The sequence below is a fragment of the Chryseobacterium sp. W4I1 genome, from assembly GCF_030816115.1.
Taxonomy (GTDB): Bacteria; Bacteroidota; Bacteroidia; order Flavobacteriales; family Weeksellaceae; genus Chryseobacterium.
The window spans coordinates 4,056,716-4,069,995 of record NZ_JAUSXQ010000001.1 but is presented as its reverse complement, the minus strand read 5'-3'; the positions used below and the strand labels follow the sequence as shown (position 1 = coordinate 4,069,995).

13 protein-coding genes and 1 pseudogene are annotated in these 13,280 nt (G+C 37.1%); 8 read left to right on the top strand and 6 right to left on the bottom strand.

Translation table 11 applies throughout. From position 1 onward, the window contains the following. Positions 1 to 3 precede the first annotated feature (3 nt). Positions 4 to 522 (top strand): 6,7-dimethyl-8-ribityllumazine synthase, encoded by a 519-nt coding sequence (ribH, locus tag QF044_RS19005; protein ID WP_307270682.1) that lies wholly within the window; start codon positions 4 to 6, stop codon positions 520 to 522. Positions 523 to 737: 215 nt separating this feature from the next. After that, positions 738 to 2,816 (top strand): LTA synthase family protein, encoded by a 2,079-nt coding sequence (locus QF044_RS19000; protein ID WP_307270680.1) that lies wholly within the window; start codon positions 738 to 740, stop codon positions 2,814 to 2,816. On the opposite strand, the gene QF044_RS18995 is transcribed toward QF044_RS19000, so the two are convergent. The 3 genes from QF044_RS18995 to QF044_RS18985 are packed head-to-tail and all read right to left on the bottom strand — an operon-like array spanning position 2,806 to position 4,583. Continuing rightward, positions 2,806 to 3,933 carry a glutathionylspermidine synthase family protein gene (locus tag QF044_RS18995; RefSeq protein ID WP_307270677.1) on the bottom strand — a complete coding sequence of 376 codons (1,128 nt, stop codon included), beginning with the start codon at positions 3,931 to 3,933 and terminating at the stop codon, positions 2,806 to 2,808. The two genes, QF044_RS19000 and QF044_RS18995, sit on opposite strands and share 11 nt — an antisense overlap. 3 nt (positions 3,934 to 3,936) lie before the next feature. Then, positions 3,937 to 4,263, bottom strand: a complete 327-nt coding sequence (locus QF044_RS18990) for a hypothetical protein (RefSeq protein ID WP_307270676.1) — start codon at positions 4,261 to 4,263, stop codon at positions 3,937 to 3,939. Beyond that, a complete protein-coding gene (locus QF044_RS18985; protein ID WP_307270673.1) occupies positions 4,263 to 4,583 on the bottom strand; it encodes a hypothetical protein in 321 nt (106 codons plus the stop codon). Before QF044_RS18985 ends, QF044_RS18990 begins: the two co-directional genes overlap by 1 nt. Positions 4,584 to 4,661: 78 nt before the next feature. Here QF044_RS18985 and QF044_RS18980 point away from each other — a divergent pair, with 78 nt between their 5' ends. Then, positions 4,662 to 5,519 (top strand): neutral zinc metallopeptidase, encoded by an 858-nt coding sequence (locus tag QF044_RS18980; RefSeq protein WP_307270671.1) that lies wholly within the window; start codon positions 4,662 to 4,664, stop codon positions 5,517 to 5,519. Between the two features lie 62 nt (positions 5,520 to 5,581). On the opposite strand, the gene QF044_RS18975 is transcribed toward QF044_RS18980, so the two are convergent. Together QF044_RS18975 and QF044_RS18970 are read right to left on the bottom strand one after the other, a co-directional pair. Continuing rightward, positions 5,582 to 6,421 (bottom strand): GLPGLI family protein, encoded by an 840-nt coding sequence (locus QF044_RS18975; RefSeq protein WP_307270668.1) that lies wholly within the window; start codon positions 6,419 to 6,421, stop codon positions 5,582 to 5,584. Positions 6,422 to 6,429: 8 nt separating this feature from the next. After that, complete coding sequence (locus tag QF044_RS18970; RefSeq protein WP_307270665.1) at positions 6,430 to 7,350, bottom strand: GLPGLI family protein; 921 nt, start codon at positions 7,348 to 7,350, stop codon at positions 6,430 to 6,432. 214 nt (positions 7,351 to 7,564) lie between these two features. On the opposite strand from QF044_RS18970, the gene QF044_RS18965 reads away from it, so the two are divergent. From QF044_RS18965 to sufD, 5 genes and pseudogenes are all read left to right on the top strand, one after another. Then, complete coding sequence (locus QF044_RS18965; protein ID WP_307270662.1) at positions 7,565 to 7,894, top strand: iron-sulfur cluster assembly accessory protein; 330 nt, start codon at positions 7,565 to 7,567, stop codon at positions 7,892 to 7,894. Between the two features lie 81 nt (positions 7,895 to 7,975). Then, entirely contained in the window at positions 7,976 to 9,424 is a 1,449-nt protein-coding gene (sufB, locus tag QF044_RS18960) for a Fe-S cluster assembly protein SufB (RefSeq protein WP_307270658.1), read from the top strand. A gap of 7 nt (positions 9,425 to 9,431) precedes the next feature. Continuing rightward, on the top strand, positions 9,432 to 9,947 hold the full coding sequence (locus QF044_RS18955; RefSeq protein ID WP_307270656.1) for a GNAT family N-acetyltransferase: 516 nt from the start codon (positions 9,432 to 9,434) through the stop codon (positions 9,945 to 9,947). Positions 9,948 to 9,949: 2 nt separating this feature from the next. After that, positions 9,950 to 10,694: pseudogene (gene sufC, locus QF044_RS18950) on the top strand (Fe-S cluster assembly ATPase SufC). Between the two features lie 115 nt (positions 10,695 to 10,809). Beyond that, positions 10,810 to 12,117 (top strand): Fe-S cluster assembly protein SufD, encoded by a 1,308-nt coding sequence (gene sufD, locus QF044_RS18945; protein ID WP_307272076.1) that lies wholly within the window; start codon positions 10,810 to 10,812, stop codon positions 12,115 to 12,117. A 190-nt stretch (positions 12,118 to 12,307) separates the two neighbouring features. Here the strand turns inward: sufD and QF044_RS18940 are convergent, their stop codons facing one another. After that, positions 12,308 to 13,228 (bottom strand): DUF3078 domain-containing protein, encoded by a 921-nt coding sequence (locus QF044_RS18940; RefSeq protein ID WP_307270653.1) that lies wholly within the window; start codon positions 13,226 to 13,228, stop codon positions 12,308 to 12,310. Positions 13,229 to 13,280: the final 52 nt, after the last annotated feature.

Here is a 13,280-nt window from a genome sequence, read left to right as displayed (position 1 = left end):
AAAATGGCAACAGTTAATCTTTCCGATTACAAGCCACTTCATATAACAAATGCCGAAGATTTTTCTATCGGCATTGTTTTTTCTGAGTGGAATGATTTTGTAACTTACAATCTTCGTGATGCAGCTTTGGAAATTCTTGAAAAAGAAGGCGTAAAACCAGAAAACATTAAACTATTCTCGGTTCCGGGTGCTTTTGAACTGAACTATGCCAGTATGCAGCTATGCAAAGAAAGAAAGTATGATGCAGTAATCGCTATCGGATGTGTAATCCGTGGTGAGACTCCTCACTTTGATTTTGTATGTGATGCAGTAGCGCAGGGAATCAAAGACTGTAATATCTTAACGGATACCCCTACTATCTTCTGTGTGCTGACTGATGACACAAAAGAGCAGTCTATCGCAAGAAGTGGCGGAGACCTTGGAAATAAAGGTGTAGAAGCAGCAGTAACCGCTTTAAGGATGATCGATTTTAAAAAGAATCTTTCTGATAAAAAGGGGAATATCGGTTTCGGACACTCTTAATTTTTAATTTCTTTTAACAGTATACAGGACTATTTTTAATAGTCCTTTTTATTTGATATACTGCTTTATATTTCCTTTTTTTTACATTTAATTGATGAATATTACAAGTTATTTATTCACTAATAATTTCAAAAAAATATAAGAAACGTCATGTTTTTATCTATAAGTTATATACAAGAACTATCTTTGCGAAAATTAACTAATACATAACGTACATGTTTCCAAGCAAAATAAAACCATTCTTGTATTTAGGGATTTTCTATCTGATCATTTCATTGATCGTAAGAATTGTATTTCTTTTTCATCCGATCACTACGGCAAGTTTCGGTTTTTTTGAAGTCATAAAAGTCCTGTCAATCGGTTTATTGAATGATATTTTTGTTTTCACGTTAGCCAGTACGATTTTGGCACTTTATTTTTTATTTCTATCCAATTCAAAATACAAAAAACCTTATGGCTATATTATTTTTGGAGCCTTGGTGCTGTTTTTCCTCTACATATTGCTCGTTCCCAACAATATATTCAATCAGTATGGAGGATCTATTTCAGAAGTGGCTTTAACTTTTGTGGGAATTAAAACGCTGTTCTTTGGCCTGATGCTTTTTATCCCTTCAAAGAGGATCAGAATCAGAAATGTGTTATATTTCATTACACTTTTGCTATATGTTCTTCTGATCATCTTCAATGCTGTAAGTGAATATTTCTTTTATAATGAATTCGGAGTACGTTATAACTTCATTGCGGTAGATTATTTAATATACACCAACGAGGTTATCGGAAACATTATGGAAAGCTATCCTGTAGTACCCTTATTTTCTGCAATCCTGATTATCACTTTAGCCATTACATGGTTTATCTATAAAAAAACAAAAGACGAGCTTTTAGAACTTCCGAACTTTAAACAAAAGATGATCCTTTTAGGGAGTTTTATTGTTCTTGCCGGAATCAGTCTTTTTGGGATATCATTATTAATGCAGATCAGATCAGACAATGTTTTTGCCGACGAGATTGAAAACAACGGACTTCCAAAATTTTACTGGGCATTTACTCATAATGAACTGGATTATTTTAAATTTTACCCACAGATTGGCCAGCAGGAAGCTGAAAAGAATTTTTTGAGCCAGTACGCAGAACCTGTGTTAACAAGAAATGTGGTCGCAGAGCAACCTGAGCTTAAGAAAAACGTTGTTCTGATCTCTATTGAAAGCTTATCTGCCGATTTCATGGCACATTATGGAGGCACTTTAAAAATCACTCCTTTCCTGGATAGTCTGGCAGACCGATCCATGATGTTCACCAATCTTTATGCTACCGGAAACAGGACCGTAAGAGGTCTTGAAGCGCTTACACTTTGTATTCCCCCTACTGCCGGAGAAAGTGTGATCAAAAGGGATGATAACAAAAATAAATTCACAACAGGAAGCGTATTCAAATCCAAAGGATATGATGTGAAATTTTTATATGGCGGTTACAGCTATTTCGATAATATGCAGGATTTCTATGCCGGAAACGGGTATGGTATTGTCGACAGGAATAATTTTAAACCTGAAGAAATCACTTTTGCCAATGTCTGGGGTGTTGCCGATGAAGATATGGCTAAAAAAGCAATTCAGACAATGAATGCTGAGGCTAAATCCGGAAAACCGTTTTTCAACCACTGGATGACCGTTTCCAATCACAGGCCTTTTACCTATCCTGACGGAAGAATAGACATTCCCGGAACAGCAAAATCACGTGACGGCGGTGTAAAATATACCGATTATTCACTTAGAATGTTTTTTGAAATGGCTAAAAAACAGGATTGGTACAAAAATACAGTCTTTGTGATCATTGCCGATCATTGCGCATCCAGTGCAGGGAAAACAGAACTTCCTATGGATAAGTACAGAATTCCGGCGATGATCTTCTCGGAAGGATTTATCCAGCCTCAGAAATTTGATAAGCTGATGTCTCAGATCGATATAATGCCTACTTTATTCGGGCTGTTGAATTTCAACTACCAATCTAAATTTCTTGGCCAGGATGTCTTCAAAAAAGAATTCCAGCCCAAAGCCTATATAGCAACCTATCAGGATCTTGGATTGATAAAAGACGGGCGTTTAACGATCATTTCACCAGTTAAAAAGGTAAAACAATACTCGTTACAGCTGGAATCCAGCACTCTCGCTCCTGAATTCAAATTATATTATGATGAAAAGCTGATGAAGGATCCCGATCAGAAACTGGTCAATGATGCGGTTTCTGCCTATCAGTCCACTTCATTCTGGCTTAAAGAAAAGAAGCTTAACCGATAAGGTGAGGAACAAAACGGCTCTGGTTATTGGTGATCAGGTGAACACTTTCCCTGATCCCGATGCCTGCAGGCTCCTGCCCGATCACCCAGCTGCCGATTACCGGATAATTACCTTCAAAATTGGGAAGCTCAAATAATTGCTGATAAATAAAGCCTTCCTTGCCGTAAACGCCATCATTCTCCTCAACAGGGATGTTATTTTTGTGTAGGATCACATTGGCTCCTTCTCTGGAGTAAATAGGCTTTTTAGCAAAATCTTTCAGATGCCCAGGTTCAAAATAAGATTCCAGAAGGTAAGGATGATTGGGATACATCTCCCAAATAATGGGCAGAATAGCTTTTGAGGAAAGTAAAATTTTCCATGCCGGTTCAATCCATTGCGACCTGAAACCATTTTTCACCAGTTTTTCGCCAAAACCGTCTGCAAGGATCCACTCATAAGGATAAAGCTTGAAAATATATTCCATCACAGAACGGTCTTCTGCAATGAATTCTGAAATATCTTCAGCCCATCCAATATCCTGAACAGGAATAAATTCTGTATCAAAACCTGCCTGCGAAGCACAGTCGCGCATGTATTCCACATTGGTTACATCTTCAATATTGGTAAGTGAAGCAAAATAAATATGATGAGGATTCATATAATGTTTAAGGTGCTTCCAATAGCCCACCAGCTTTTCATGAATAGAATTAAACTGATCTTTATTAGGATACATTTCCTGCAGCCAATACCATTGTATAACCGATGCTTCATACAGCGAGGTAGGAGTATCTGCATTAAATTCCAGCAATTTCAGATTCTTTCCATCAAAACCGAAATCAAATCTTCCGTAGATGGACGGATGATCTTCTTCCCAGCTTGTGATAATATAATTCCGGAACCACTCAGGAATATTGAATTTTTCCCAAAGATCTTTTTCAATAATATAATCTACCGCTTTTAAGCACATTTCCCAGAGCTCGGCAGTAGCAGTTTCTATTGTATCGATTTCTTCTGTACTCAACTGGTAATAATGACTTTCGTCCCAATAAAGCCCATCCAGAGAATGGTATCCAAACCCCAGGTTCTCAAGTTTATGCTGCCAGTTTTTCCTGAACTGTGACTGAATTCTTTTCATAATTTATGATGATGCACTGAAACCACTTCTTCCCAGCTGGCCTCTTACTACATTTCCTTTAAAGTTATTTCTACCGATATTGGATTTGGTGCTTATCGCATCACTGTAATAGCCGGCCTTCTGATAAGAACCGTAGCTGTAAGCTCCATACGGCCTAAATGCATGGTACAGCAGAAGTCCCGTCATAAAACCATGTGATCTGGTGTAGGAAGCTGTAGTATCAGACCTCATATAGACTTTCTTTTCGTTTGGATTCTTAGATGTCTCCTGAGAACAGGCAGCCAATATTCCTGTCACAAAAAGCAATTTTATAGAACTGGACTTTTTCATTATTGAACGGTTATAAAAAATTCATAGTCTTTTTTCGTTTTGGCAATATGCTCAGAACCATTATTGTCTTCTCCTCCTACAAGAGTATCTCCAAGGCTTGGAATGGTATCCTTTTTAATAATTTCTTTAAAAAGTCTTTTATCCTTCCAGATTTTGTGTTTAGTGATGAGAAGGTCTGCATGATCAAGATGTTCAACGGAAAGTACGGTTTCAATTGAACCATTCTTATCAACATTATTTACTTCATCCTCTTTCTCTTTTTTACAGGCTGTAAATGCCATTATTCCAACTGATAACAGGCAAAGCTTAATTTTTTTCACGAAGGTTGTAATTTTTCACAAAAGTAGCAATTTAGTAATGATATTATTTTAAATTTACAAGGCAAAAATTTATTTATTATGAAATGGACAGACGACAGAGGCGGAAACGTGGATGACCGCCGTGGTTCTGGTGGCAGCGGAGGTATGATTGTAGGTGGAGGGCTCGGAACTTTGATTATAGCTGCAATTGTTTTCTTTTTGGGAGGTGATCCTTCCGGTATTCTGAACTCCGGCAGTGTACAATCTTCCGGAAACGGACAAAAACGCGAACTTACCGCTGAAGAGAATAAAATTGGGGAAATGGTAGATATGATGAGTGGATGGAATGTCATTACCTGGGATCAGATTTTTAAAGAAAACGGGATGACGTATACAAAACCGGGAATTGTTCTTTTTGAAGATACTACACAATCCGGATGCGGAACTGCTCAGTCTGCCATGGGACCGTTCTACTGTCCTGCCGACCAAAAGATCTATATGGACATGAGCTTTTTTAATGAACTACAGCAGAGATTCGGGGCAAAAGTAACGGAATTCACTGTAGCCTATGTTTTGGCCCACGAAGAAGGGCACCATATCCAGACTCTTTTGGGAACCACTCAGAAAGTAGATGAGTTAAGAAGAAGCGGAAGATATTCTGAAGCAGATATGAACAGGGTGTCTATAGCTACAGAGCTGCAGGCAGATTTCTATGCCGGAGTATGGGCAAAAAGAACAAATGATACAAAAGGTATTCTGGAGCCTGGTGATATAGAATCTGCCATAGATGCGGCCCAGGCTGTAGGTGATGACAATATCCAAAAAAGATCGCAAGGCTATGTGAATCAGGAAAGCTTTACCCACGGCTCATCAGCTCAGCGCAAAGAATGGTTTATGAAAGGTTATAATACAGGAGATATTAAGCAGGGAGATACCTTTAACCAGCTTTTAAAATAATTTAAGAATAGAAATCTTATACAAACAATCATCCCTGAAGAAGTTCTTCAGGGATGATTGTTTTATTGCAATTCAATGGGGTTGCTATTTTTCTTAGCTTCTTGTTTTACTCTTTCTTCCATTCTCTTCCTCATATCTGCCGGGTTTTGATTTCCACCGCCACCACCTGCTCTCGGGGATGCCGGGAAGCCTCCCCCTCCGCCACTCTGCATGAATGACATGGGATCTGTTTTAAACTTTTCCTGTTGCTTCACATAATCAGATCTTTTTACTTTCAAAGTATTTCCAAATTGATTTAAAGTTGAAATTTCTGCAATTTTATAATTCTTCATCAGGTCAAAAGAATAATCACCGTTCTCATCTTCCACTTTAACGATAAGTCCGGGAAGTCCTCCAAATTTATAGGGCCCGTCCTGATAAGGCAGATCTGTAGTGAACCAGGCAGTCCATTTCCTTCCTGCAAAATCCGTTGTTGCCTTTTGTACTTTGTAGTCTCCTATTTTCGTGGTTTCGGAAGATATCTTCCAGTTCAGGGGACGGTCTTCCTCATACACATAAACATCCCTTCCAATCCTATCCTTAAAGATTGTTTTCTGGCTAGCCTTATCCTTTTCAACTGAATAATTGATATTGGTTCGTACACCTTCCATCTGCTCTCTGCTTACTGAACCTCTGCCTCCTCCACCTGAAAAAGCCTTTTGCAGTATGGAATCCCTTTTAAATCTGTTTTCGGAATAAAAAAGAGATTTTTCTGCGGAAATATCCAGATATGCATTTTCTGTTTTAATATCGGTTTTATTTTCCGCATCAGGTTTCATCGTAACCTGATATACAAAACGGTTGCTCTGTCCGGAAATATGCTGTATAAACAGCGCTAAAGCAATGATGCCTATTTTTTTCATTCTAAGTTTTATTTTAATTCAATTGGGTTTTGACTGATCTCATTATTAAAAGAAGGAGTAGCTGTGTCAGAATTTGGTGAAGGCATGTGATCCCCATTCATTCCTCTACCCGTCATTTCCCCACCACCTGGATGATCACCTCCTCTCATTCCTCCGCCATGTCTACCGCCTCCGCCAAAGTTTTGCATTCCTGCAGCATCTTTCATTGTTCTTCTGTTTTTTGCAAATTCAAGCTCCAGTGCAGCTTTATCACCGTTAAAATTAATTCTTGTACTTTGTTTTGCATCAGAAATATCCGGCTCTTCAAAAGAATTTTTAATTATTATTTTTTTGATCAGATCAAATTTATAGTCGCCTTTATCATCTTCTAATTTCACAATTAATCCCGGTAATCCAGAGAATTTATAGGGACCATCAGAAATATTAATTTCTTTTGTGAACCAGGCTGTCCACACTCTGCCTCCAAAATTGGTTATAGCTTTTTGAGCCGGATATCCATTTTGCTGTTCCATAACATTCGTTATTTCCCATTTTATCGGTCGGTCTTCCTGATAATAAATTTGTTTCCCTGCTACTTTGTCGTGGTAATAAACCTTTTGCCCGGGAATATTTTTGGTGATATAATATTCAAAAAAAGTAGGTTCAGCATGTTTTCGTACATCAAGCTTAGAAAAATCTTTTTTTTCACTCTTCTTATCTTTTTTTTCTTCTTCTTTAAAAACGGTAAATAAAGAATCTTTAATTAATTTATTTTCACTGATAAATAAAGAATGATCTCCTTTAACATTCAGAAAAGTTTTTTCAGTTTTCATCGTTACCAGATTAATTGAATCCGGATTAACCGAAGCCTGGTATATGTATCTTACCGTCTGTCCATGGTACATTGTTAATAAAAACAGCATCAAAAAAACAGGTAATTTATATTTCATATATTATTTCTTTTATAGATATTAAATCCTACTCAAAGTTAAATCAAAAACAAAATCTCAGGATTTTTGAAATGAAATTTATATAAATTTAACATCCACAATCAAATCCAAATTAATTTAATAAGATTGGAATCATTAAAATAGATAGCTTCAATTTGAGATTGCGGAAATTAGTTCGTATTTTTGCATAATTAAATCATTCTAAATAAATACAATGATAAAAGTATCAGACCAAGCAAAGGCAAAAGCCATCCAACTTATGACGGAAGATGGTTTCAACCCTGCTGAAGATTATATAAGAGTAGGGGTGAAAAGTGGAGGATGTTCTGGTTTAGAGTATGTTTTGGGATTTGACAATCAAAAAACAGACACAGATCAAATTTTTGAAGACAATGATGTCAAAATTATTGTTGAAAAAAAATCTATCCTTTATTTAGCAGGAACGATCCTTGAATATTCAGGAGGATTAAACGGAAAGGGGTTTGTTTTCAACAATCCTAATGCATCCAGAACGTGTGGTTGTGGAGAGAGTTTTTCTTTATAATTAGAAGTTAGAAACAAGAGGTTAGAAATGAGCACATTGCAAAGACTAACATCTGAAAACTGACCTCTAAAATCTATTACAATGAGTAAATACACTGAAGACGATTTAAGAGTCGATCTCGAAAATAAAAAATATGAATTCGGTTGGGAAACAAAAATCGATTACGAAGATTTCCCAATTGGTTTAAATGAAGATATCGTTCGTGCCATCTCTGCAAAAAAAGAGGAACCGGAATGGATGACAGAATGGCGTTTGGAATCTTTCAGGATCTGGCTGAAAATGACGGAACCTACCTGGGCCAACATTAAATATGAAAAGCCAGACTTCCAGGCGATCAAATATTACGCTGCACCAAAATCAAAACCTGAATTGGAAAGTTTAGATGAGGTAGATCCGGAATTATTGGCAACTTTTGCCAAATTGGGGATCAATATCGAGGAACAGAAAAGACTTTCAGGAGTTGCTGTAGATATCGTAATAGATTCGGTTTCCGTAAAAACTACATTTCAGGATACCTTAATGGAAAAAGGAATTATTTTCTGTTCCATTTCGGAAGCTATTAAAAACCATCCTGATCTGGTAAGAAAATATCTTGGAAAAGTAGTTCCAAGAGGAGATAATTTTTATTCAGCATTGAATTCCGCAGTATTTTCTGACGGAAGTTTCTGCTATATTCCAAAAGGGGTAAGATGCCCGATGGAGCTTTCCACTTATTTCCGTATCAATCAGGCAGGAACAGGTCAATTTGAAAGAACGCTTGTGATCGCAGATGAAGGAAGTTACGTTTCTTATCTTGAAGGATGTACAGCCCCTTCAAGAGATGAAAACCAGCTGCACGCAGCCGTTGTGGAACTTATTGCAATGGATAATGCAGAGATCAAATATTCAACTGTTCAAAACTGGTATCCGGGGAATGAAGAAGGAAAAGGTGGTGTTTTCAATTTTGTAACCAAAAGAGGTTTATGTGAAAGGAAAGCAAAAATCTCCTGGACACAAGTGGAAACAGGTTCTGCCGTAACATGGAAATATCCTTCATGTATCTTAAAAGGTGACGGATCAATCGGTGAGTTCTATTCTATCGCTGTAACGAACAATCATCAGTATGCCGATACAGGAACAAAAATGATCCACATTGGTAAGAATACGAAATCAACAATTATTTCAAAGGGTATTTCTGCAGGAAAATCTCAGAATTCATACAGAGGTTTGGTAAAAGTAATGCCTTCTGCAAAAGGAGCAAGAAATTTCTCCCAGTGTGACTCCCTGTTGATGGGTAATGAATGTGGTGCACATACCTTCCCTTATATTGAGATCAAAGACCCAACGGCACAGTTAGAGCATGAGGCAACGACTTCAAAGATCGGTGAAGATCAGATCTTCTACTGTAACCAGAGAGGTATTGATACAGAAAGAGCAATTGCTTTGATTGTCAATGGCTTCAGCAAAGAAGTATTGAATAAGCTTCCTATGGAATTCGCCATTGAGGCTCAGAAATTGTTAGAGATATCGCTTGAGGGCTCTGTAGGATAAATTGATAATGGAGGCCACCGAAAATTTAATTTTAAGAAGACCTGAGAAAGAAGATTTTGAAAGGTTCTTTGAAATTAATAAGGATCCACAGACGAACCTGTATAATCCGGGTGGACCAATGACTTTTGCGAAAGCAGAAAACACATTTAAAAGAATGATGGATCATTGGGAGCAGTATGATTTTGGGGGCTGGACCATTATAGCAAAAGAAAACAAGAACATTATCGGTTTTGGAGGCTTGAGCTATAAAATGTACGGTGAAGAAGAAAAACTAAATCTTGGATACCGCTTTGCAGTGGAAGCATGGGGAAAAGGATACGCAACAGAATTCACAAAGAAAGCTATAAACCTGGGATTTAATATCGGTAAAGAAGAAATATTTGGAATTGTTCGTCCTGACAATATAGCTTCTGTTAAAGTTTTAGAAAAGGCAGGAATGACACCAATTGGAACTCTTAATGATGTTCCCGGTCAACCTGAAAGTTTAGTATATAGAATTCAAAATAATTTGTTTAGCAAATAAAAATGTTAGAGATAAAAAACTTACACGCCAGAATTGAAGATGGCGCAGAAATTTTAAAAGGAATTAATCTTGAAATAAAGCCGGGTGAAGTTCATGCCATTATGGGACCGAACGGAGCTGGAAAATCTACTCTTTCTTCTGTGATTGCAGGAAAAGAAGAGTATGAAGTAACAGAAGGGGAAATTATTTTCCAGGGAGAAAACATCATTGAAGATGCTCCTGAAGATAGAGCACACAAAGGAGTTTTCCTTTCTTTCCAATATCCGGTAGAAATCCCGGGAGTTTCTGTAACCAACTTTATTAAGGCTGCTTTAAACGAGACAAGAAAAGCAAACGGACTGGCTGAAATGCCGGCAAAAGAAATGCTTGCTCTTATCCGTGAAAAGTCTGAACAATTGGGAATTAAAAAAGATTTCCTTTCAAGATCACTGAACGAAGGTTTTTCCGGAGGTGAAAAGAAGAGAAACGAGATCTTCCAGATGATGATGCTTAATCCTAAATTAGCTATTCTTGATGAAACAGATTCAGGATTGGATATTGATGCATTAAGAATCGTTGCAGATGGTGTAAACCACTTTAAAAAATGAAGGAAATGCAGTTCTTCTGATTACTCATTATCAGAGATTGCTTAACTATATCCAGCCTGACTTTGTTCACGTTCTTGCCAACGGAAAAATCATCAAAACCGGTGATAAATCTCTGGCTTTAGAGCTTGAAGAAAAAGGCTACGACTGGCTTCTTAACTAAGAAGAAGAATTCAGTGGGGATTTTATCAATCCTTTCTGAAGATGCGGAAAAACCGCAGTAAATATTATTATTTTTTAAATATATAAAATAAGGTGTGATGGCCGAAATAGCAGTAATGGCTTTATACGATCAGATTATTGACAATCACGGTGAATTTTTGGAGAGTCTTCGTCACAGGTTTCTGGATGAAGAGAGAAAAACTGCTCTTCAGAATTTCGAAAACTTAGGTTTTCCAACAAAAAAAGACGAAGAATATAAATATACCAATGTAAAAGAGATCACAGAGAAAAATTATAACTTTTTCCCTAAAGAAGGTCACAATATCACCAGAGAACGGCTGGATCAGCTGCATTTGGGTGAAGAAAATTTTGACTGGATCGTTTTTGTAAATGGTAAACTTCATAAAGAGCTTTCAAAAGTTTCTATAGAAAATGTAGAATTTCTTTCGTTCAATTATGCTTTGAATGATGAAAAACATAAAGAAGTATTTGATACCTATTTTAATACTATTGCTTCCAAAGATTCAGCTTTCACCAATCTAAACCTTGCTTACTGCAAGTATGGTTTTTTTCTGAAAGTTCCCAAAAATGTAGTGATTGAAAAACCAATCCACATTTTTTATATTTCTCAGAATCAGGAAGAAAATACATTCTATAATACAAGAAATTTACTGATTGTAGAAGAAGGTGCTAAAGTAGAGGTTATAGAAAGTCACCATAATTTTGATGACACTTATGTTCTGACAAATTCTGTGACGGAAATCTTTACTTATCCCAATGCTAAAGCAGACTGGCATAAGCTTCAGAATGACAACAACACCTCATATCTGATTGACAGTACTTTTGCAAGGCAGGAAAAAGACAGCTTGACGACAGTAAATACCTTCACTTTCGGAGGGAAGCTGGTAAGAAACAATTTGGATTTCATTCATAACGGAAGCAATATCAACTCGTTTATGAATGGAATTACGATCATTGGAAAAGATCAGCTTGTGGATCACCATACAGCAGTTCACCACAATTTCCCGAACTGTGAAAGCTACCAGAATTATAAAGGTATTTTCGATGGAAATGCGCACGGTGTTTTCAACGGAAAGGTTTTTGTAGATAAAATTGCTCAGAAAACCAATGCTTATCAGCAAAACAACAACGTCCTTTTAAGTGAAGGGGCTACCATTGATACAAAACCTCAGTTGGAGATCTTTGCAGATGACGTAAAATGTTCTCACGGTTGTACAGTGGGCCAGCTTAACGAAGATGCCCTGTTCTATTTAAGAGCAAGAGGAATTTCTAAAAAAGAAGCTCAGGCTTTACTTTTATATGCTTTCGCCAACGACGCAATGCAGAATATTGATATTGAACCGCTTAAAGAAAAAATTTCAAAACTTTTAGCTGAAAAGCTACAGGTGGATTTAGAATTTTAAGACTTATATAAATTGATACCCAAAAAGCACTTCTTCTGAAGTGCTTTTTTATTGATGTCATTTTATAAGTATGGAAGCTGGAAGAGGGAAGTTATTAAGGTTGAATCTAAAATTATTGTTCTTTAAACAGTTAATTCCTTTATTCCTATAGTAAATTCTTGCCTCCTTTTTTCTAACTCTACCGCCCCAATTATTTCAACCAGGATTGATTGTCTTTCTTATCAGAACGTTTTTTTCCGTTATCGATATTATAGGCGAAACCTACTCCCAAAGTTTGTTTAAGCTGTGTTTTCTGGATCTGGTTATGGTCATACAGGAGATCTAAAGTAACATTCGTTGAAATAAACTTATTGATCTTCATATTAAGAATTCCGCTGTAGCCCAGCACCAGGTGATCAGGATGGTCCAGATAATTGGAAAATACAGAAGCCGTATTCGTCAGGTTAATATTCTCCATGATCTTGATCTTGTACATCGCTGTGCCTAAAAAACCGAACTGGAACAGAGAAGAATCACCGTCATTTTTAAGGCCATAAGTTCCTGCTGTCTGAAGTTCCTTATCCAGAACGAAAGTTACTCTGGCGTTAGCAGGACGGAGCGTCATTGTAAAATTGTCATTAGGGCGGTAAGTAACACCAACACCTACGTTCAGGTATCCGGGGGCCATAAAATTAGAAATCTTTTTTGCATCAGGATTATTTCCGTCCTCATAACCTCCTGCAAACTGAGTCTGCAGACCTATACCTCCTGAAAGGTACCAGTTCTTGACAAATTCACGCCCGTAATTGGTAGACAGATTGATTACATCCTGTGTTTTTCTGGTCCCGATCCCTTTTGTATTATTCTGCCCGTAGCCCAGAATAATGATATTTTCCCAAAGATCCTTCCCTTTTTCATAGGTCATATTGTAATTAACCCCGGCAAGCCATCCAACGTTGTTGGCTCCCCCGCCGACCCAGTTTGAAAAGGCAGCCTGATTGAGCATTAAGGTATTCTGTCCCTGTATAGACCATGCTTTTATGGTATCTGCTGTAGCGGCATCAGTTTTAACTTCCTGAGCCATTGCGCTGATTCCAAAACAAATGGAAGCGGACAATAAAAGTTTTTTCATAAGTAATGATTTTCGTTACAAAAATATACATATAATTTCTGTTAAAAAACTA